The organism is Botrimarina mediterranea, assembly GCF_007753265.1.
GTDB classification, from domain to species: domain Bacteria; phylum Planctomycetota; class Planctomycetia; order Pirellulales; family Lacipirellulaceae; genus Botrimarina; species Botrimarina mediterranea.
On the sequence record NZ_CP036349.1, the window covers coordinates 2,473,851 to 2,494,931 of the forward strand.

The 21,081-nt window shown below is 61.8% G+C and carries 13 protein-coding genes; 9 read left to right on the top strand and 4 right to left on the bottom strand.

The features are described 5' to 3' along the window. The 9 genes from Spa11_RS09880 (at position 1) to Spa11_RS09920 (ending at position 10,367) form a co-directional block, all read left to right on the top strand. Positions 1-1,413: a 3' terminal RNA ribose 2'-O-methyltransferase Hen1 gene (locus Spa11_RS09880; RefSeq protein ID WP_145111520.1), complete on the top strand. Its 1,413-nt coding sequence runs from the start codon at positions 1-3 to the stop codon at positions 1,411-1,413. Further along, positions 1,410-3,542, top strand: coding sequence for a hypothetical protein (locus Spa11_RS09885; RefSeq protein ID WP_145111523.1), 2,133 nt, complete (start codon positions 1,410-1,412; stop codon positions 3,540-3,542). The genes Spa11_RS09880 and Spa11_RS09885 overlap by 4 nt, the downstream gene beginning before the upstream one ends. Next, a complete protein-coding gene (locus tag Spa11_RS09890) occupies positions 3,539-4,489 on the top strand; it encodes a nucleotidyltransferase domain-containing protein (protein WP_145111526.1) in 951 nt (316 codons plus the stop codon). Before Spa11_RS09885 ends, Spa11_RS09890 begins: the two co-directional genes overlap by 4 nt. After that, positions 4,486-5,259 (top strand): DUF1559 family PulG-like putative transporter, encoded by a 774-nt coding sequence (locus tag Spa11_RS09895; protein WP_145111529.1) that lies wholly within the window; start codon positions 4,486-4,488, stop codon positions 5,257-5,259. Before Spa11_RS09890 ends, Spa11_RS09895 begins: the two co-directional genes overlap by 4 nt. Continuing rightward, complete coding sequence (locus tag Spa11_RS09900; protein ID WP_145111532.1) at positions 5,256-6,023, top strand: nucleotidyltransferase domain-containing protein; 768 nt, start codon at positions 5,256-5,258, stop codon at positions 6,021-6,023. The genes Spa11_RS09895 and Spa11_RS09900 overlap by 4 nt, the downstream gene beginning before the upstream one ends. A gap of 7 nt (positions 6,024-6,030) precedes the next feature. Next, positions 6,031-6,480, top strand: coding sequence for an AAA family ATPase (locus Spa11_RS09905; RefSeq protein WP_145111534.1), 450 nt, complete (start codon positions 6,031-6,033; stop codon positions 6,478-6,480). Then, complete coding sequence (locus tag Spa11_RS09910) at positions 6,470-7,243, top strand: tRNA(His) guanylyltransferase Thg1 family protein (protein ID WP_145111537.1); 774 nt, start codon at positions 6,470-6,472, stop codon at positions 7,241-7,243. The genes Spa11_RS09905 and Spa11_RS09910 overlap by 11 nt, the downstream gene beginning before the upstream one ends. Beyond that, a complete protein-coding gene (locus Spa11_RS09915; RefSeq protein ID WP_145111540.1) occupies positions 7,236-9,839 on the top strand; it encodes a polynucleotide kinase-phosphatase in 2,604 nt (867 codons plus the stop codon). The genes Spa11_RS09910 and Spa11_RS09915 overlap by 8 nt, the downstream gene beginning before the upstream one ends. Positions 9,840-10,091: 252 nt before the next feature. Beyond that, a complete protein-coding gene (locus Spa11_RS09920) occupies positions 10,092-10,367 on the top strand; it encodes a hypothetical protein (protein WP_145111543.1) in 276 nt (91 codons plus the stop codon). 515 nt (positions 10,368-10,882) lie between these two features. Here the strand turns inward: Spa11_RS09920 and Spa11_RS09925 are convergent. From Spa11_RS09925 to Spa11_RS09940, 4 genes are read right to left on the bottom strand one after another with little or no spacing between them, the layout of a single operon-like run. Beyond that, positions 10,883-11,320, bottom strand: a complete 438-nt coding sequence (locus Spa11_RS09925) for a hypothetical protein (RefSeq protein ID WP_197529874.1) — start codon at positions 11,318-11,320, stop codon at positions 10,883-10,885. A gap of 8 nt (positions 11,321-11,328) precedes the next feature. Next, a complete protein-coding gene (locus tag Spa11_RS09930) occupies positions 11,329-14,661 on the bottom strand; it encodes a DUF4132 domain-containing protein (RefSeq protein WP_197529875.1) in 3,333 nt (1,110 codons plus the stop codon). Then, entirely contained in the window at positions 14,658-19,808 is a 5,151-nt protein-coding gene (locus Spa11_RS09935) for an AAA domain-containing protein (RefSeq protein ID WP_145111546.1), read from the bottom strand. The genes Spa11_RS09930 and Spa11_RS09935 overlap by 4 nt, the downstream gene beginning before the upstream one ends. Then, on the bottom strand, positions 19,805-21,010 hold the full coding sequence (locus Spa11_RS09940) for a M48 family metalloprotease (protein WP_145111549.1): 1,206 nt from the start codon (positions 21,008-21,010) through the stop codon (positions 19,805-19,807). The genes Spa11_RS09935 and Spa11_RS09940 overlap by 4 nt, the downstream gene beginning before the upstream one ends. Positions 21,011-21,081 lie beyond the last annotated feature (71 nt).

Genomic DNA, 21,081 nt, shown 5'->3' on the forward strand with positions numbered 1-21,081 from the left:
ATGCTCCTGACCATCTCTACAACGCACCAGCCGGCGGCCGATCTCGGTTACCTGCTGCACAAGCACCCGGACCGCTGTCAGTCGTTTGACCTCAGCTTCGGCGAGGCGCACGTTTTCTACCCGGAAGCGAGCGCGGATCGCTGTGCCGCGTGCTTGCTGCTGGACGTTGATCCGGTCGGGCTGGTGCGGGGCAAGGGCAACTGGAAGAGTGGGCCGCTGGACCAGTATGTCAACGACCGGCCCTACGTCGCGTCGTCGCTGATGAGCGTGGCGATCTCGCAGGTCTTCGGCTCGGCGTTGGCGGGGCGATCAAAGGAGCGTCCCGAATTGCTGGGGACGCCCATCCCGCTGACAGCTCGGATTGACGTGCTGCCCGTTCGTGGGGGTGTGGAGCTGCTGCAGCGGATGTTCGGGCCGCTTGGCTACGAGGTCACCGCCGCGCGGCATCCGCTCGACGAGAAGTTTCCCGAATGGGGAGAAAGCCCTTACTACTCGGTCACGCTTTCGCAGACCACCACCGTCGCCCAGCTGCTTCAGCACCTCTACGTGCTGATCCCAGTCTTCGATGGCAAGAAGCACTATTACATCGGGCCCGATGAGGTCGAGAAGCTGCTCTCGAAGGGACAGTCATGGCTGGCGGACCATCCCGAGCGTGACCTCATTACCCAACGCTACCTGCCTAGGCGATATAGCCTCATCCGCCAAGCGTTGGCGCAGCTTGTTCCCGAAGAAGCGGTCGAGGAGGAAGCCCTTGAGCAAAAAGTTGAGACGAACCAACCGACACCGTCGCAAGAGCGCGAGTTGAGCTTGCACGAACAGCGGCTCGGCGCCGTGCTAGCCGCGATCCGATCGTCGGGAGCCAAACGGGTCGTTGACCTGGGCTGCGGTGAAGGGAAGCTGCTCCGGGAGTTGCTCGCCGACAAGCAGTTTACGGAGATTGTCGGGATGGACGTGTCGGTGCGTTCGCTCGAGATCGCCCATCGGCGATTGAAGCTCGATCGGCTGCCCGAGCGGCAACGGGAGCGGATCCGGCTTATTCACGGAGCCCTAACCTATCGAGACCAGCGGCTCGCCAACTTCGACGCCGCGGCCCTTGTTGAGGTCATCGAGCATCTCGACCCGGCGCGGCTGGCCGCGCTGGAGCGGGTCGTCTTCGAGCACGCGCGGCCACGGACCGTCGTGCTGACGACGCCCAACCGTGATTACAACGTCATCTGGGAATCGCTCGCCGCAGGGGAGATGCGGCATAGCGACCACCGATTCGAGTGGACACGAGCGGAGTTTGAAGCCTGGGCCGGAGGTGTCGCGGAACAGTTTGGATACGCCGTTCGGTATCTGCCGGTCGGTCCCGAGGAGGCAGGCGTTGGTACTCCTTCGCAGATGGCGGTGTTCGAAGTGCTGGGGGTGTCATGAATCAGCTTGATAGTGCCTATGCCGACTACGCCCGCGAACACGGTCTTAACCTCTTCGAGGTTCCGGGCGGTTGGGGCATACGCTTCAGCGACGGCTACGACGTCTATTGGATGCTGCCGGACGAGCGATGGCACTACTTGCAACGGTCCGATGCTACCGGTGATGCGGGTCGTTTGTCCGTACTCGACGAGCGACGCGAGCGTGTTGTCGACGCGATTCGTCGCTACTTGGCAAAGCAGAAGGTAGCCATTCAGCGAATGCCGAACGGAAACTGGCTGTGCATGCGTGAAGGGGCGACGAGCGAATTCTCGGTGGGAGCGAACCTCACACAAGATTTGGTAACTGATTCTGACCTAGTCGCAATCATGCGGCGTGCGTTCGAAGGCACCTACCTGCGTGGTCCGAGTGAACGACGTGCTCAGCGGCACTTGGGGGAGTTCGGTGAGCCGTTCGAGGAGCGGCCGTGGCCGGATGACGAGGAGTCTATTGGTGCGACTTCTGATTCACCGCTCACCGCACTCGGCTGGATGGGGCTCTGCAAAGCCCTGAAGAACGAGTCCAGCTTTGAGTCCCCCGAAGCGTTTGCCGCCGCGGTCGAGCCGAAAGGTCGCATCGGACGGGCACTCTTGAAGGTCGCCCAACGCCTGCCTAGTAGTAAGGCCTCAATGGAGCTGCCGGATGGCTCGATGCTGATTGAGTTCAGCGACGAGTACGACTCGTTCAAGATTGCTCCGAAGTCGCGGGAGCTTCGCGACCTACTTCACGCCATGACTCCAGAGGAGGCCGGCGACCATCTTGCAGACCAGTACGAAAGGCTGAACTCTTCCAGAAGCCGTGTTCTCAAAGCGGTTTTCGGGAGCTTGAGCCAACGTGGATACTACCTCGACTCGAACACGGTGCTGGTCGGCCTGGAGGCCAAGCAAATGGTGGGACGGAACGTTCGAGAGTTCGCCGTGGAGCTTGGGGAAAGCGTCACCAATGCGATCATCGAGTCTGGCGAGGAGGACGCCGTACGCCGAGCTCTCGCTGACGACGAGAAGCTTGCCGACAAAGCCGTCGAACTCCTGGGCAACTCGGGAGACATCTGGCGTCTTGATGAGCGTCCGCTTAGGCCCAAAGTCCCCCCTAAGCGAGAGCTGCCGGTCCCGTCTGCCGAGCAGCTCTCCCTGCTGGATAAGCATGCCGACATGCTCCTCAAGAAGTTTATGGAGTCGGACGACGCCCTGCTCGCCTACGGCAACCCGTTGATGTGGGATGCTCGGTCCGACAGTTGGGCGGACGCCGGTCAGTGGACAGCACTCGCCCAACAGCACGTGCGTGGTGACTACCCTCGTTGCGACGCAGAGATGATTCTCATCGATCACGGCGACTCAGCAGCTCGTAAGCGGTTCATGGCAAAGCTACAAGTTGCGGAACCGCACCATGAAGTCTGGGACCAAGAGGTCGAAATGGTTTGGAACCTGCGTCATGAGTCGCCAGAGCTCGCAGAAAAGTGGTTCGGCCCACGACAGCATGAAGACACGCCGTACGCAGAGGTAAGGGCTCGGCTCGGAGACCCGATTGCCGCGTGCTATGTCCTTGGGGGCATCGGGCCACGCGGACATAGTGAGAGCCCCGTACCAAGTGTCCTGAAGTGGGTTCCGTCAAATCTGGTCCCCGTATTTCTTGGGGCCTCTCAAGTCGAAGAGTGGCGACAAGCAGCACTGCAGTGGGCCGATGAGTGCTGGGAGTGGAACTGGGGTGGTGACGGCGAGGTACTGGCCGTTGCGGCGAACATGTGCTGGCCAGAGGTCGCCAACCGGCTGGAGTCCAACCCGTTCCTGATACCTGGCTTGCTCGATTCAGCCGAGGGCGACCCCGGCGTTCTGTTCGCGGAGCAGCTGTTCCTGGCTTGGTCAAAGCTCGCTCCATCAGCATTTTTGATGAGGCTGGTCGGTCACGTCTTGAGCTTGGACCTCGAAAGAGTTTCTGAGTCACTGGCTCTCCGTTGTCTTGGATCTGAGGATCTCGCCAAAAAGCATCCGACCATGGCTGGTGAAATTTCGGACACGTGGCTTGGGAAGATAGGCGTCGCCCTTGCAATCAGCTGGCATCGTTGCAGAAACCGAACGCAGCAAGAGTCCGTATGAAGTCCCGCGTCCACAACAGCCCGAACCTCATCTACTCGGCGGGGACTCAAGTCGTCGTCCTTAAGTCGGTCCAGGGTTCGAACGGCCGAGTCGCCCACCCCGCCGGCGCCGTCGGCGTGATCGTGCGGTCGCCGCAGGACCGTCATCACTCCTACCGCGTTCGGTTCGTGGACGACTTCGAGGCGGCGTTACATCACGACAACCTGATGCTGCTGGCCGAGTACAAGCAAGGAGCCATCAACGACACCAACCAAGTCCTCTCGACCCACGGTCTCTTCGACCGGGTCATCTACCGCTGCGTGGTGGGGTCACGTGCCTTTGGACTTGGGACTGAAGAATCGGATACCGACCGCCGTGGGGTCTACCTTCCGTCAGCGGACCTCCACTGGTCGCTGTACGGCGTGCCTGAGCAGCTCGAAAACGAACGCACGGAAGAATGCTACTGGGAGCTGCAGAAGTTTCTCGTCATGGCCCTGAAGGGAAACCCAAACATTCTTGAATGTCTCTACACGCCGTTGATTGAGTTCGTGACGCCGCTTGGACAAGAACTTCTGGCGATGCGGGAGGCGTTCCTCTCTCGGCTGGTCTACCAGACGTACAACGGCTACGTCATGTCGCAATTCAAGCGGATGGAGGCCGATCTGCGTAATCAGGGCAAGGTGAAGCCCAAGCATGTGATGCATCTGATCCGGCTTCTCTTGTCGGGCATTCACGTGCTCCGTGAGGGGTTCGTCCCCGTCGACGTCGGCCAGCACCGGGAGCGGCTCTTCGCCATCAAGAATGAAGAGATGGCTTGGGACGACATCGAAGCGTGGCGGAAGCAGCTGCATGCCGAGTTCGATCGGGCGTTGGAGGAGACCAACTTGCCAGAGCGGCCGGACTACGAACGTGCGAACGAGTTTCTCGTGAAGGCACGACGGCTCGCCGTGGCGGAGAAACTGCCGTGACGACTAATGAAGTTGTGCCAGACAGCAGCCGAGGGAAGTTAACGCGAGTTCTACCCGTCGTCGTAGGGCTGCTCGTCTTTGTTCTTCTTGGAGTTGTCGCCGCATCCATGATTGCGAGCGCTCGACACTCTGTTGATGAGACGCTGTGCCATTCGAACCTCGTTAAGCTACGGCATGCGCTGGTGGAGTACGCCTCTGTGCACGGCTCACTACCGCCAGCAGTCCTTCCAGGGCCTGATGGCAAGACGGCTCACAGCTGGAGAGTTTTGATACTTCCTTACCTCGATTCCTGGGGAATCGACGGCAGAGCCATCTATGAAGCCTACGATATGGCCGAGGAATGGAACGCTCCCGGCAATCGTCGACTTTTTAAGCTCGTTGCACAGAGCAGGTTCGCTTGTCCCTGCGGTCCTGAAGAAGACACTACGCTGACGAGCTACGTCGTAATCGTAGGCGGCAACACGCTTTTTCCTCCGGGCGGCACGGTATCCGCCTCAAAGCTGCCGAACAATGTGGACCCGATTCTGGTCATAGAAATATCCAGCTCGGATATCGAGTGGCCAGAGCCGAGGGACCTCTCGGTTAGCGAGCTATCCAAGTCTAGTCGGTTGAACTCGATAGCATTGTTGAAGCCACACGGTGGGGTGATCCGTTACATCACGCTCAGTGGCAGGTTGGGCGTACTAGCCGGCGATATGAGTGTGGATGAAGTCAATCGGCTCGCTAGCATCGACGGTCAGGCTGCAAATGCTGACGAGGAACTGCCATGAACGCTCAAATCATCCCGCACGAACTGCTTCAGCGGCAGGTCGAAGCCCACCCGTACCCGCTCGTCTTCGCGACGATCAGCGGTGCTCACCTGTATGGCTTCCCATCCGCCGACTCCGACTTCGACCTCCGAGGCGTGCATCTACTGCCGCTCGACCAGGTCGTCGGTCTTGAAGTGGGTGAAGAGACCGTCGAGAAGTCGGGGGTGAGGGAAGGCTTCGAGATGGACCTCGTGACCCACGACGCCAAGAAGTTCTTCACCCTGATGCTAAAGAAGAACGGCTATGTGCTTGAGCAGTTGCTCTCACCTCTGGTCGTCCATACGACACCCGAGCTTGAGGAACTGAAGGCGATTGCGAAGGACTGCATCACTCGCCATCACGCTCACCACTATCTTGGGTTCGCAGAGACCCAGTGGCGTCTGTTACTCAAGGAGAAGCCGCCTCGCGTCAAACCGCTGCTGTACGTCTATCGGGTGCTGCTGACCGGCATCCACCTGATGCGTACCGGCGAGGTCGAAGCCAATCTTCTGAAGCTCAACGAGACGGCTCAGCTCCCCTACATCGTCGAGCTCGTGGAACGGAAGCTTGCTGGTCCTGAGAAGGGAAGACTCGACGAAGCTGACGTCGCCTTCCACGAGAGAGAGTACAGGCGATTGGTCGCGGATTTGGAAGTCGCGATGGAAGAGTCAAGGCTGCCGGATCGACCAAGCAGCGAGCCGGCGCTCAATGACCTGCTCGTGCGATTGCGGGTCAAAAATAAGTGAGGAAGGCATGGAAACTGTCGTGCTCATCGGCTTACAAGCTTCGGGCAAGTCGTCCTTCTGCAGAGAATATCTGTTCGAATCGCACGTCCGAATCAACATGGACATGCTTCGGACTCGGTATCGAGAGAAGCTGCTCATTGCCGCCTGCCACGAGGCGAAACAGCCTTATGTCGTCGACAATACGAACCCGACGCGCGCTGAACGTGTCGGCTACATTCAGGCGGCTAAAGCAGCGGGCTTCCGCGTGGCTGGGTACTACTTCGCATCGAAGGTCGAAGATTGCAAGCTTCGGAACAGCCGTCGACCAGCAACGAAGATCGTGCCGCTCAAAGGGCTCCTGGGTACTTTCAGCAAGCTCCAACTGCCAGAGAAGGAGGAGGGATTCGATGAGCTGCACTACGTATCGATCGCAGAAGATGGGGGATTCGCTGTAAGCGTTTGGTCCAATGAAGTTTGACGACCTCGACACCCGGATGCGTGTTTTCGAGACCGGGCACGACCACTGTGTGCTTCCGGGCATCTACATTGTCGCACGTCTCGACGGAAGAGGCTTCACCCGGCTCACGAAAGAGGTCCACAAATTCGAAGCCCCGTTTGACGTGCGGTTCCGCGATTTGATGGTCCAGACGGTCCAACACCTGATGGACTGCGGATTCCAGATTGTCTACGGCTACACGGAGAGCGATGAGATCTCATTGCTTTTGGACCTCGAAGCCGACGCGTTCAGCAGAAAGACTCGTAAACTCAATTCGGTTCTGGCAGGCGAAGCAAGTGCTAAGTTCTCACTGCTGCTGGGCGGTATCGCTTGCTTCGACTGCCGCCTCTCACAGTTGCCGAGAGCCATCGATGTCGTGGACTATTTCCGCTGGCGGAACGAAGACGCTCACCGCAATGCCCTCAATGCCCACTGCTATTGGCGACTCCGCAAGGAAGGTCAGGACGCGAACCAAGCGACAACAGCGTTGATGAAGTTGTCGGTTGCCGATAAGAACGAGTTGCTCTTCCAACGGGGGATCAATTTCAACGATCTGCCAGGCTGGCAGAAGCGGGGCATCGGTGTCGTGTGGCGGGAGTTCGAGAAGCAAGCCGTTAATCAGATGACGGGCGAGCCCGTGACAACGACTCGACGACGGCTAGAGACCATCTTGGAACTACCGATGCGAGACGATTACAGCGATTTCGTGTACGGGCTGCTGAGAGGCGCAGACCAACGTGCCTAGTTTCTCCATCCCGAATTTGTCTCTGGTTGTCCTGATCGGCCCCAGTGGCTCCGGTAAGAGCACGTTCGCACGCAAGCACTTCCTGCCTACGGAAGTGCTGTCGAGCGACTATTGCCGTGGCCTGGTGAGCGACGACGAGAACAATCAAGCGGCGACAAACGATGCCTTTGACGTGCTCCACTTCATCGCTGCCAAGCGACTGGGGGCAGGTCGGCTCACCGTCGTTGACGCCACCAATGTGCAGCGAGAATCACGTCAGCCCCTGGTCGCCCTTGCGAGGGTTTACCACACGCTTCCGGTCGCCATCGTCTTCAACTTGCCCGAGGACGTCTGCCAAGAACGCAACCGGGGACGATCCGACCGGGACTTCGGCCCCCACGTCATCCGCAACCAGCGTTCGCAGCTGCGTCGATCGCTCAAAGCGTTGAAGCGGGAGGGATTTCGGCACATCTTCGTCTTCGATTCCCCCGAGCAGGTCGAAGCGGCCGTCATTGAACGGACGCCTCTCTGGAACGACAAGCGATCCGAGCGGGGTCCCTTCGACTTCATTGGCGACGTTCACGGCTGCTGCGACGAGCTCGAGGAGTTGCTCGTTAGTCTTGGCTACGAACCGCAACCGCTTGCCGACCCCGGCCCAGGATGGACCGACTACTGCTTTGCGCACCCCGAGGGCCGTAAGGCGGCGTTCGTCGGTGATCTCGTGGATCGTGGGCCGCGGGTGCTCGATACGCTAAGCCTCGTGCGGAACATGATGGCGGCCGGCTCGGCGATTTGCGTCCCGGGCAACCACGACGCCAAGCTGCTCCGCAAGCTCCGCGGCAAGAACGTGCAGCTCACGCACGGCCTCGCCGGGACGATGGAAGAGATCGAGGCGGTCGCCGCAGAAGAGCAAGACGCATTCCGCAATGAACTCTCGACGTTCCTCGACAGCCTAGTCAGCCACTACGTGCTCGACGACGGCAAGATCGTGGTCGCCCACGCCGGGATGAAGGAGTCGATGCAGGGCCGCGGCTCGGGCAAGGTTCGCGAGTTCGCCCTTTACGGCGAGACGACCGGTGAGACCGACGAGTTCGGCTTGCCTGTCCGCTACCCGTGGGCGAGCGAGTACCGTGGCGGGGCGATGGTCGTCTACGGTCACACGCCCGTACCGACGGCCGAGTGGCTCAACAAGACGATCAACATCGACACCGGCTGCGTCTTCGGAGGAGCCCTGACGGCGCTGCGCTATCCTGAGCTGGAAACGGTCTCGGTCAAAGCGAAGCGGACCTACTGCGAGCCCTCGCGGCCATTCCTGGAAGACAATGCCAAATCGCCCGCGCAGTCGTCGCAGCAAGCAAACGACGACCTGCTCGACTTGGCCGATGTCACCGGCAAGCGGATCGTCTCGACCCGATTGCGCCCGAACATCACGATCCGCGAAGAGAACGGCGTCGCCGCCCTCGAGGTGATGAGCCGATTTGCCGCCGACCCGCGGTGGCTCGTTTACCTGCCGCCCACAATGTCGCCATCGGAAACCAGCACGAAGGAGGGCTACCTCGAATACCCCGAGGAGGCGCTGGGATACTTCCGCAGCCAAGGCGTGCCGACGGTCGTGTGCGAAGAGAAACACATGGGCTCACGAGCCGTGGTCGTGGTCTGCCGTGACGAAGAGGTTGCGGCCAAACGGTTCGGCGTTCAGGGCGAGGCCGGCGTCATCACCACTCGTACCGGGCGTCGCTTCTTCAACGACTTGGCCATGGAAGCGGCTCTGCTCGAACGAGTCCGAGCTGCCTTGTCGGCCGCGGGTTTTTGGGAAGAGCACCAGACCGAATGGGTCGTGCTCGACTGCGAGCTGATGCCTTGGTCCGCCAAGGCCAAAGAGCTGGTGAAGTCGCAGTACGCCGCCGTGGGCGCCGCCGCCAAAGCGGCGCTGCCGCCGGTGGTTGACGCCCTGCGAACGACCGCCAAACGGCTCAACGGCGAAGCGTCGGAGTTGCTCGAGGGGCTCGCGGAGAAGTTTGGCGGGCAGCGGCAAGCGGCCAGCCGTTTCGTCGACGCTTATCGCCATTACTGCTGGCCGGTCGAGTCGGTCGAGGACTACAGGCTGGCGCCCTTCCACCTCCTCGCGACCGAGGGCCGGGTCCACGTCCAGCAGAACCACGAGTGGCACATGCAGTCGCTCGCCAAGGTCTGCCGGCAAGACCCGCGAGTGCTACTCGCCACGCCCTACCGCGTGATCGACGTGACGGACCCCGAGCAGGTCAACCAGGCCGTGCGGTGGTGGACCGAGCTGACCGAGGCCGGCGGCGAAGGCATGGTCGTCAAACCGCTCGACTTCATCTCCCGCGGCAAGCGGGGCCTGCTCCAACCCGCCGTGAAGTGCCGCGGCCGCGAGTACCTGCGAATCATCTACGGCCCCGACTACACGAGCGGGGCCAACCTGACCCGCCTCCGCAGCCGTGGGCTTGGCGCTAAACGGTCCCTCGCCCTGCGCGAGTTCGCCCTGGGCATCGAAGCCCTCGAACGCTTAGTCCGCCGCGAGCCTTTACGACGGGTTCACGAGTGCGTCTTTGGGGTGCTCGCCTTAGAGAGCGAACCGGTGGACCCTCGGCTATAGGCGATCGCTCAATTTCTTCAGGGGGGCAGCCGGTGACCCATCCTACTTCCACAGCCCGGTTCATGGATCAGCCCCCCCGCTCCCGCAACTCGCGGAAGACGCGCAAGGCGGCGCCATTTGGACAGTTTGCCAGCTTCGCGTACTCGGCAACTCGCACCACAAGCGTGGAGGCAGAAGAGAAACCGCTTGACTCTCGATGGCTCCCTGCGCTACCCCTTCTGCTATAACCACAAAAACAGAAGGAGTGACGTGATGAGCAACAACGGCAATCAACCGGTCCAGGAGGTGCGCGACGGCGGACTGCGGATCGCGATCTTCCGCAACGAGCCGAAGCAAGAAGGAGACCGCCCCCGCTACTCGGGCAAGCTGACGCGGAGCTACCGCGACGCTCAAGGGGAGTGGCGTGACACTGAGTACCTCTCTGGGACCGAGTTCCTCCGTGCGGCGCGGCTCATGGAGAAGGCTTACGACGCCGAGCAGGCTCAGAAAGCAGCCGATAAGGCGGAACCGCCCGAACCGACCGCGTAGCGGCACACACCGTTGAGTTCAACCGCGAAACAGCCGTGACGAGCGCCGTTCATTGAGCGTCAAGCTGACTTCGGCTTGTCGGTTCGACGCAGGTCTGAGCGGCGAGCCAAGGCCGTATACGCCTTGGGAACTTCTAAGTCTGCACAGCTGCATGAGTCGAATTGCCACGTGAGGATCGGCGAACGGCTAGCCCTATTTTTGAATGACAATGCTCTGATAGCATCGGCCGAAGTTGACTTGGCGTGCTCCGCTTACTCACTTCCTCTCTCTTAGTTGCGGGGCGACTTTCGGCGTGAGTCACGTCGCCGTGGGCAGTCACAGCGTGGCGAGACTATAGGGAGGGCGAGCGCCAGATATGTGCAACTCATCGAACCTGCTGGCTCCCCGGCTACCGACCCGAGCAAGCCTAGACTCATGCTGTGCATGAATAATGGCGGTCTTAAGTCATGGACGTGATTTCCAAAGTCGGCGCAAGTCGCCCAACTAGACCTGCACCGACTTCTGCGTACTTGAAACTAGCCGCCGACTAGCAAGGTCAGCTTAACGAACGCCACTTGCGACCCCGGTCCGAGAATGAGCACCTCGTCGAGATCTTCGACCTGGTGGTCGTTTACCAGGATCAAAAAGCCGTTCGCCTGGAAACCACCCAGCGCCTTCTCGTATTGATCCTTCCAGTCAATCTGACGACGCCCTTTGAATCGAAATTCGGCTCTCGCACCATTCAAAGTGCGCTCGGTGTCGTTTGGTTGCACCAAGCCGCGGAAGACTTCGGCGTCACGCGTGCGATTGAAGTCTTGCACTTCCTGGTACACCCGTTCTCGGATGAGGTCGCGGACCGTGATTCGTTCGCTCGGAAACACGAGCGGAATCTCGTTGTAGGCCTCTCCTACAGCGGTCTCGTCACGAACCGTCAATTCGATAGCCATCTGGACACCCCTTGAGGCCTGCGCCATTTCGCTAGTTAACGATTGATTTGTCGGAGAATCGTCGTGTCTTGGATATTCTTGTCGGCCGCCAGCATCAACGCCTTACTCAGGATAATCGATAGCGTCCTGTCTCCCTCGAACGGCAAGTAGACCTCTTCTTCTTTTGCTCGGCTCCGGGAATCCGGGACGATGCAGAGGTACTCGTCGTTCGGCTCCATCAAGATGTTCCCCGAACCGAGGTGGATCTTGTAGGTACGGAGGTCGCCTTGGACGACAAGGAAACGATCAGTGAAGGAACACCGGCTTGCGATCTTGAGGCGAGGAACCAGGCGTTCCAGCACCTCCTTCCTAGTGGCGGCAGTCGCGGACAGGTCGCCGAACGAGTAGGACGTCCAGTAGTTCTGGTATCGCCCATCGGGACCCCCATCGTTCCAGTTCGGATCGTTGCCAACAGACGCCACGCCAACGAAGAGGTCAACATCGCGCATTACCTCCGAGAACACCAGCGGAGGAATCTGGTCGAGCGGCAGGGGCTCGTTGACGCCTTGTTCGCCGGCGTCGGCGGCGGCTGTCGTGTAGCCGCCGCCGCCCGCGTGGGCCCAATTCTCGGCGGCCCCGTCCCGATAGAAACGGACTTGATCCGTTGCCAGGTAGAGGTAGCTCCCCGACTCGTTCGTGTCCGTCTCGTACTCTTCGCCGATCCCTTCCACCCAGAACTCCGCTCGCAAGCCCCAACCTGGCAACCGCTTGGTCGGCGGCGCGTAGCTGTCATCCACCATCAGCCGCAATTGGTTCTTCCAACCACGGGCGCTGCACAGAGCATTGAACTGGTGCTGCCGAAGGACGTGCGCCGCGAATCGGTTAGAATACGTGCGGGTGTTCTCCTCGGCGGCCGTCAACAGGTAAACCTCGCGGTGCGCCTGTTTAAACGGCTGCGTAATCCGCAGTTCTTCCAGACGTCGCCGCCAAGCAACCACTTCCTCGACCGGCCGCCCTACCGGATGCCACAGGGTGATCTCGGCCGTGGCGCCGTGGCCAACCACCGAGCCGTCGAGGTCGGTCGCGACGCCTTCGATGAAACTCACCGGCTCGCCATCGACACACCAGATCAGACGCCCGGCAATCGTCCCTACCAGGGGGTGTTCGAGGTACCTTTCTCGCCACGCCGAGATCGGCCACGTCCGCTGGGCGAGGAACATCGAATCGATCCGGTCTCTTTGAGCCGGTAGGATCGCCTTGATGTCCTTAAGGGACTGCCGCAAGTCCTTCAACTCGTCCGCGTGCTCCTTACTCACCTTCGCTGGCACGGACTTCAATGGTTTCCCATGGCGGTCGCGCCACGCCAGACACGCGTCGGCACCGGTGACCTCAATCTCGGCTTCATACTCTCCGAATTCTTCAATAAGGCGTCCCACCTCCGTCAGGCCGTAGGACGGGACGCCCATCTCCTCGATCTCGTCCCGTGGCAGACCGAGGGACGCGGCGGTCTTTGTGAACGCTTTCTCGATCTCCTTCTGGGCGGTCCCGAACTTGACCCTCACTTTCAGTACGGCGAGTTGACCAACGGCGTCGATGGTTCCCATCTCGGACAACGCATAGACGCCGGCGTTCCCCACCTTGACGGCCCTCGGCCCGACGCCGGGGACCTTCTTGTAGGCCGAGAGCGTTACCTCGGAAATCAACCGCGTCAGTCGCTCGCGGTCGCCGAGGGTTGGCATAAGCCACAACAGTCCGCGGAGAGCTAGGGCGTTCTCGTCCTGCATCGTATCCGCAGCCCCGCGGGCGTCGCCCGCGTAGTAGCCGAACTGACTCACCGTCCGACCCCGCGCCACCTCGGGAAGCCATCTCGACAGGTGCTCCAAGAGCCGCGTTTCTCCCACCAAGGCGACCGCCTCGGACGCGCTCTTCAGCCACTTACTCGATGGCTTCGAAGCCGTCGCTGTCAGCAGGTGCGAAAAGAAGGAAACCCACCGTTTCTGTTCACGCAGCGACCACCGCGAAAAATCTTGATTGACGGCGTCCGACCACGCCTCTCCGGGCGCTAAGCAGAACGCAGCGCCATCGCCAACTAGGTCCGTCACGCGTCGCACATGGTCCGAGACGCTTCCGAGGGCGGGCCCAGCGACAAGCGTCATTCGAAAGCGATGCAGTGCGAACCGCTCGCCTTCAGTCAGCGCCTCTTCCTCGGCGTAACGCTCTACCAACTCGATCAGCTCGCCGAGGGTCTGATCGCCCACCGGTCGCGACTCGGGCCTTCTCGTTGACAGGTACAGCAAGGCGTCGAATGCCTCACCACGTGTCCAGGGAATACGCAGCCTTCGGACAATGCCGATCATCGCGTTGGCGGCATAGCGGGCCTGCCACTCGGCAGGATTTCCCAGATCACCTTCGGGCTCGAGCAAGGTCTCCATCTGCCTCTCGGCAGCCGCCAGGAAGAGTGAGGCGGCTCGGTCATCGGGAGGGTGCGAGAGCTGCTTGCCGTGCTTCAGCTTCTGCGGATTGGGGCTGTGGTAATCACCGGTTCCAGTAACTTCTTCTAAGACGCCGGTCAGGAGGCGGTGCTCGTCCGCCAGCGGCGAGTCGCTCCGCAAGGCAAATGCGTCGGGGCCGGTCGGTGACGTCTCGCACGGGAGGTCTGCATGAAGGACGCCAAGATGCTGCTTGAGGCGAGTGAGGACCGCTTCGGTCCCAACGGGAGCGGGCCGCGGCGTCGGCCGCCACTCGGCCATGTTCGGCTCGCTTTCTTCGTCGTCCGCTGCGGAAGCAGCCATCTGCTCCACGACGGTTGCGTAGCGCTTCGTGTCTTTGTCGTAGACCCCGCGCAACTGGCTCGCGAAGCCCTGCAAGGCGCTGATGAACTCAGCGTCGAGCTCCGTCTCCTCGGCGAACCGCTGCAAGGCGCGGACAATGTTGCCAATCGGGTACCAACGCGAGTTCAGCTGGTTGCTTTCGGCGCACCACTGCAATGCCAGCAGTAGGTCAGCCCTTTCGAAAGGGAGCTTGCGTCGAGTCAGCGTCTTCACGACCGTCGCGGCGGCAATGCGTTTCCCCCAAACCTCTTCCCATCCTGGCAGGTGGTGCGCGTTGATTCGCGCCAGTTCATTCTCCCCTTGGCTACGAACCCTTTCCGCCATGCGGTCCCAATGACGCACTTGTTGGACGGCGGCGAGCACAAACTTCCGCGCTGCCTCGGGGCTTGCGCCTAAAAGCGACCTCCCGGCTGCAATGCTCTTCAAGTCGAGGTCTTGGTAGTAGCGCTGACGGGTGGCGTTCACCTGCTCGATGAATGCCGCGATCAGGGCCTGTTCATCGGCCAGATCGTCCCCAGCGTCCGCCACAAACGGTTCGATCCTGGGCGTCTTGCTCATTTCCGGGCCTCCGTAAGCTCACGAACCAACTCGGCGACGACCTCGCCAGGCTTCTCGAAATAGTCCTTGGCCAACACTTGCGAAATGCGCCAGCCGAACGCGCGAAGCAAACGCGGCCGCATCATGTCCCGTTCGATCAGGTCGGACTGCTCGTAGTAGGCGTCCGAATCGATCAACACGCCGAGCCGATAGCCTTCGTCTCCCTCGCAAGCAACCGCCAAGTCGCAGCGGAAGTGCGATTGTCCAACGGAAAGATCAACGCGGTAACCACGTTCTCTCAGCTCCTCTGCTAGACGGCTGGCGACGGCGCCATCCCCCGCGGATTCGCTGCTGCTATCGTCTCGCCAGCGGCTCAAGCCGCCCAGGATGCGTTTGGCGGTCTCGACGTCACCAACGGAGGCGGCCTCGGCGTAGCGGAGGTAATTTTTCAGGCAGTTGGCTCCATCGTTGTAGTCGTTGGTGACCTCCGCCGAGGCGATCGAGCTCACGAGCGCCATGTGCCGCTTCGCCCTTGAGAACGCGACGTTGAGCCGTTTTTCGCCACCGCTCTTATTGATCGGTCCAAAGTTCATCCGCATCTTGCCGGCCAGCGGGCGGCCATAGCAGACGCTCAAGATGATGAGGTCCCGCTCGTCTCCCTGGATGTTCTCCAGGTTCTTTACCAGGAGGCCCACGTACTGCCCGCCTTCCTCGCGCTCGTACTCCGCCTCCAGGCGCTTGGCAAATTCGTTGTCCTCTTCGGCGAGCCGGTTCAGCGCCTGCTCGATCTCGTCCTGCTGCGCCTCGGAAAAAGCGACGATCCCAATCGTCGGGCTTTGGTCGCCGATCAGGCCGCGAACCATTTCCGCAATGTACTCCGCCTCGCCCCGGTTACGGCTCTTGTCGTAGGTCGCGTAAGGGACGGAGTGGAAGCTGACGGGACGCCGCAGTATCTCCCCGGCGCCGGCCCGCCCATCGGTCGCCGTGCTTGCGACGATCGGCGTTCGCTGCGTGCCGGGCAGCGACTCCTCGGGAACCGTGAGTAGTCGGCCATCGTAGAAGGCCCAGTTGGAGAAACTGATCAGCGACTCGCTCCGGCTGCGGTAGTGCCAGCCGAGCATCGTCGACGGGAGATTTTTGGCGACGTGGCTCAGGAAGCTTCCCGAGTCGAGGTCGTATCGGACAAGCTCTCCGTCGGACTCCACAAGCGTCTCATCGTCTTCGCCCGCGGATTGCTTGGCGGAAAAGAAGTCGGTCGGTGGCAGCTGCATCTCGTCCCCAACCACGATGGTCTGCGGGGCGCGACACAGCGCGGGGGCGGCCTCTTCGAGGGTCACCTGACTCGCCTCGTCAAAGATCACCACGTCAAAACGCCCGCCATCTAGGGGCAACGTGTCCGACACGCTTAGCGGACTCATCAGCCAGACCGGCTTGAGGTCATTGACGACCTCGCCGGACTCGCCCGACACCAGCTCCCGGATCGGCTTGTAACGCATCTGCTTGCCAAACTCGTGCTCCAACTCGCGGCGGCCACGCGTGTAGACTTTTTTGAACTCCTTCTGCTCCGAGGTGAGGTTCGCCGCCGACGTCTCGGAGATGGCGAGGTTGTCGAGAAAGCGCCGCTGCACCCGTGAGCAAACCTCGCGGGCGTTCTCGCCGAGCCAGCGGTCGAAGTGCGACTCGATCTCCGACGCGTGCCCGCGGAGCGCCGCCGCATTGAATCGTTCCGCTTCGCGGTCCAAGCGGAGGGCGTCCGCAAGACTGCGTTCGGCGACCGCCGCCTCGATCTCCGCCACCGGGTGGGGCAACTCGCGAAGGACGCCGCGCATGGACGGCGGCACGGCTTCCAGGTCGCGCAGCGCCTTGAGGAAATCGGGGACGACACCCGCGTTCTCAGCGGCGAATCGCAGCGAATGACGAAGCTCCGAGAGCGTCATCTCAGTGAGCCCTTCGGCGACGCCGTCCAGCTCCGCCAAGGCCGAGGCGAAAGGAGCGGCCGCTTTGTTCACGCGGGCGATGATCTCCCCTCCCCGCGGGTTGCGTAGCACGGCGGCGTGCAGTTTTTGGAGCCAGGGCGGCTGACGAAGCAACCACTCAGCGACCTGCTGCACCGTCGCCGATAAATCGGCCGCCCGGCCGGGCGCCACTCCTAGCGCGTCGCCCGTCTCGGCGAGGCTGCGATCGTAGACCTGCCGGGCATCGTGCTCTTCCTTCAGTTGCGTGAGGACGCGTGACCACGTCGGACGCACCTTGTGGGCTTTAAAATCGTAGCACTTCTTCAGGACGCCACGCAGACGCCACCACCCGGGCCGAAGCCAGGGCAGTAGCGCCTTTTCTAGCGTCTTGGCCTGATCGAGCGCTACATCGGTCTCATCAGTGCTGAGGCGGTCGGTCCAATTGGCGTTGGCCGACTCTTTCGCTGCGAGGGCCGCCTTCGCTTGGGCGAGCCGCTTGGCGACCTCTTGGTATGCCAATGATCGCTCGTGTACCGGGTCCATAACGCACTGGGCCCCCACCTCGCTTAGCGGCGTCAGACGCACCGAGTAGTCGGTCAGTAGTCCGGCTTGCCGCACCCCTTCCCACTGCTCCCTCGGCACGCCGCAACGCTGGAGCTCCGCTTCCGCCCGCTCTAGGCACGGCTCGGCGGCTGCGACCGCCTGCAGCAGCCGATCGAGAGGACGTTCCTCGTCGGCCAGTTTGCCGCTCAACAGACGCAAGGGGTGCGTCGCCAACACCGCGCCGCCTCCCACGTACCTCAGGTTATTGACGAACCGGCCAATTACCGCCGAGTTCTGCGACCATTCGGCGTAGGTAGGGAGCCTTTCCGCCGCCAGCAGATCGAGTGGAGGCGCCAGCCCCCGCATCTCGACACACCGGTCAATCAAACGCCGCACGGTGAGTCCGATCCTGTCCGGAGTCGACTGCATCACCCGGTCGAACCGCTCCAGCGGCGCCAGGTTGTCGTGCACGGCCGCGAGCGTGGCGTCACGTCGATTCTTGCCGCCTGCGTCGGCGCCGCCTGCCAACGCAAACCGTTCGTAGGTCTGCTTGAGACCCATCACGAACGCTTTCTTGTCCGCCTGGGAGTCGTGGATCAAGCAACAGAGGTCGTCGAGGCCAACCTGCTTCAGCCGTGCGTAGACGACATCGATCGCCGCCCGCTTTTCGCACACGAACAAAACGCGCTTGCCCCGGGCGACGAAGTCGGCGATGAGGTTGGTGATCGTCTGCGACTTACCCGTCCCCGGCGGGCCTTGGATGATGTAGCTCTTGCCGCCGGCTGCGTCCGCGATCGCCATGGCCTGCGTTGGGTCGCAAGGGACCACGTCGAAGCGGTCGCCCAGCGGCCTGGGATCGGTTGGTTTGCTGCTCCGTGGGCGCGGCACGAGCGAGAAGACCGCTTCGAACGCGGGGTTCTCGTCGTCGGTCGCCAGCAGCGCCTCGTAATCCCGGACCAGCGACATCCGGCGATACCTGAAGTTCGCTAGGGTCACGCTGCACAGGTCGAAGGTCCAGTCGTAGGGACTGGCCTCCGCGCCCGACTGGAGGACATAAGTCTGGCGTTCCTTCTCGGCCGATGGCGTCGAGTCGGGGACGGCGAAAGTCCTCGGGCGAGGCGATTCCTCGACAATGGTCCGCAGGTGGGTCGCGGGAGGCTTGACCATCGCACTGAAGAGTTTCACGCCCAGCGGGTGGTAATTCGCCGCGTCGTAGCTGTAGTCGAGGTCGAGGAATTTGCTGACGCCCCGGCCAGCGAGCCGGGCCTTCTTGCGGTACTGGTCGAGCTTGCGTTTCGCTCTCTCGTGGATCAGCTGGATGCGGGGGCGGTCGACTTTGCCGAGCGAGACGGCGGCCTGCGAAGCCTCAACGCGTCGCTTAAGGTCTTCGTAAAAATCGTCAAGACGGGCTTCGGCGAGGTCGATCGTTTCCGGCAGATCGATGTCGTAGAGCTGCTTAAACTGATGCCGGACGACGGGATTGACCTCGGCTTCGGTCCCGATCGGCTCCAGCGAGTAGGTGTCGCGGATTCCCTTCTTCTTTTTCAGCTCGACGGGCACGAGAACCAGCGGCGATTCGTACTGCTCGACCGGCTTCTCCTTCAGGTTCGCCCAGTGGAGGAAGCAGACGACCAATCGCAGCTGCACGAACCCGAACTCGGCCCGGTCGCGGCGCGCCTCGGCGATCAGCCGCTCGAGCTGGCTCGGCAGGTACAACACCTCCGAGAAGTTGAGGTACTTGTTCAGGGAGACCGTCGCCCCCTTGCTGACGTCGCGTTCGAATTGGCTGCTCCACGTCAGCACTTGATCGGGTCGAATACTCTCGACATTGAACGCCAACGGCACCGAAGCGTGCGTGAGGTTCACGCTCTGCATCGTGGGCTGGAAGTGCAACAACCGATTGCGACGCGACAGCTCGAACAGCCGCTCGCGGAGCTTGGTCAGCACCACGGTCCGCTTATCCTGCTTGGGCCGCTCGGCGAACCCGTCGGTCGCCGCTAAGTCGTAGTCGAAGTCGATTTCTTGATCGCGGTAGTTTTCGAGCGCCCCAACGAGCGACGCCAAGTCCGAGGGCCGCCGGCGACGATCGAGTTCCGTCATCCGGACGATAACGCGAGCCACCACGGGGTGCAGGCCACTCGCCAAGGCGAAGAGGTTCTTGCGGCTAGCAACAAACCGCTCCAGCGACTCTTTCTCCGCCAGGTCGAGTCCACACGCCAGACTCGCCAGCAGCATGCCGAGACTGAAGACGTCCGTTAGCGGGTCGTGCCTGCCGAGCCGGTGCTCCCACGCCTCGTAGGCGGGCAAGTAGACAGGCCGGGTTACAGGGCCTTCGCCATCGTCAACCGCCAGATCTAGGACCTGGGTGACGCCGTCATCAACGCTCGTCGAGACGCGCTGCTCCGCGACCACTTCAAACACCGCCCGCCCAGACCGCTCGACGCGCTCGAGGCCCTCGCCGGCCGTAGGGCGTCGCCGCTTCGACTCCTCAAACCAAAGCCGCACGCCGTCGACACGGAGATCGTTGACCCCGCAGAGGGGCGCCACCCACCCCCCCGCGTGGGTTTCCGCGACCTCTCGAGCCAGCGGCAAGAAGCTGGCGAGCGCGTCTTCGGTCGAGAAGCCGCCTGCGTCGAGGCGTTCGTTTAGGAACTGAGTAAACTCGCTCACTTCGACGCCTCCGTTCTAGCCACGGCCACAATTTTGTCGCGGTTCTTGGCGAGCTCTTCAAATTGCTTCTTTCGCAGCCGGAACTCTTTCATCGCGACTTCACCGAACCGGTCGGCGAGCCCGAGCGATTCCGCCACCGACAGCGCGTACGCGAGGGCCGCCTCCTCGAGGTCGCTGTCAGCCGATGCGAGATCCATCAGGACGTAGCAGAAGTAATCACGCACCGTGCTATCGCAATCCGCCACCACATCGTTGTCGAATTGCCCGGCAGCCGTGGCCGCCGGCTCGTAGTCGTCGAAGAAGAGGCGGGCGTGAGCAAGCAGCAGGTCGGTGCGGGCCCATTTCTCGATGAAGAAGGCGTCGAGCAGCGATCTGGTTTGCCCCGCCAGTCGATGCTGGGCCGTGAAGTCGAGTCGTCCCAGTGGCGGCGAACCCTGGATCAACTGGGCGATTTTGGCGTCGGCGGCAGCGGGGTCCTGCCTCCAGAGATCGAGCACTCTCGCCCGGATGTACTGCTCCGGATGCGTCTGTCCCTCCGACGCCCCCGGCGATCTTCTCAGCACCTCCTCCGCCTGTTTCAGGTATCCCCTGGCGTCGACCGAGTCGAGCCCGGTGGCGACCTTCACGAGCATGGAGATGACGGTGTCGGTGTCGCCCTGGACGGCTCTCGCACCCGTGCGGTCGCAATAGACCTCCTGGTAGAGGTCGAAGAGCCGCATCGTTTCATAGTGAGGCGTGTCGGCCGACCGGTCGTTGGTCATCGCCGTGAGGACCTGCGAAGCCACCAGCAGGTCACCGTTCTCAACTTCGTAGAGCAGCACGTGCCCCAGCTCGTGCGCGAACAGCGCCTGCAGCTCCTGCTCGTTGAGCCGAGTCGACACGGGCCCCGCCAGCACGATGTGGGCCTCCTCCGGTAGATAGGCGATGGAGGCGTTTAGTCCCTCGGAATTCTGCGCTTGATAAAGCGTTACTTCATGCTCGACGCCAAGAGCTTCGGCCGCCGACTCTGCGATCCGGTAGAGGTCCGGATGGTTGTCTCGGCCGATGCGGTAGGTGCGCTTTAGCAGGTCGAACCGGACTGCCTCGGCATGCTCCTTTTGGACGCGATTGGACGCGAACCAGTCCCAAACTTGCCTCTCTTCGCGCCGCAGGTACGCGAGGACGTCGGCGTGATATGGCAGGATCGAGGCGTCGAACGACATAAGAGCGTTGCTTCCCGTGGCGATTGGAGCCCATAGGATAGCCAGAAAACCGGGCTTGCGACTATTTGTCT

What these genes read in the sequence shown, in the direction of transcription:
- Spa11_RS09920 (WP_145111543.1), top strand. Translation starts at nt 10,092, where the DNA reads ATGAGCAACAACGGCAATCAACCGGTCCAGGAGGTGCGCGACGGCGGA.
- Spa11_RS09940 (WP_145111549.1), bottom strand. Translation starts at nt 21,010, where the DNA reads ATGTCGTTCGACGCCTCGATCCTGCCATATCACGCCGACGTCCTCGCG.
- Spa11_RS09880 (WP_145111520.1), top strand. Translation starts at nt 1, where the DNA reads ATGCTCCTGACCATCTCTACAACGCACCAGCCGGCGGCCGATCTCGGT.
- Spa11_RS09925 (WP_197529874.1), bottom strand. Translation starts at nt 11,320, where the DNA reads ATGGCGCAGGCCTCAAGGGGTGTCCAGATGGCTATCGAATTGACGGTT.
- Spa11_RS09890 (WP_145111526.1), top strand. Translation starts at nt 3,539, where the DNA reads ATGAAGTCCCGCGTCCACAACAGCCCGAACCTCATCTACTCGGCGGGG.
- Spa11_RS09900 (WP_145111532.1), top strand. Translation starts at nt 5,256, where the DNA reads ATGAACGCTCAAATCATCCCGCACGAACTGCTTCAGCGGCAGGTCGAA.
- Spa11_RS09930 (WP_197529875.1), bottom strand. Translation starts at nt 14,661, where the DNA reads ATGAGCAAGACGCCCAGGATCGAACCGTTTGTGGCGGACGCTGGGGAC.
- Spa11_RS09885 (WP_145111523.1), top strand. Translation starts at nt 1,410, where the DNA reads ATGAATCAGCTTGATAGTGCCTATGCCGACTACGCCCGCGAACACGGT.
- Spa11_RS09905 (WP_145111534.1), top strand. Translation starts at nt 6,031, where the DNA reads ATGGAAACTGTCGTGCTCATCGGCTTACAAGCTTCGGGCAAGTCGTCC.
- Spa11_RS09910 (WP_145111537.1), top strand. Translation starts at nt 6,470, where the DNA reads ATGAAGTTTGACGACCTCGACACCCGGATGCGTGTTTTCGAGACCGGG.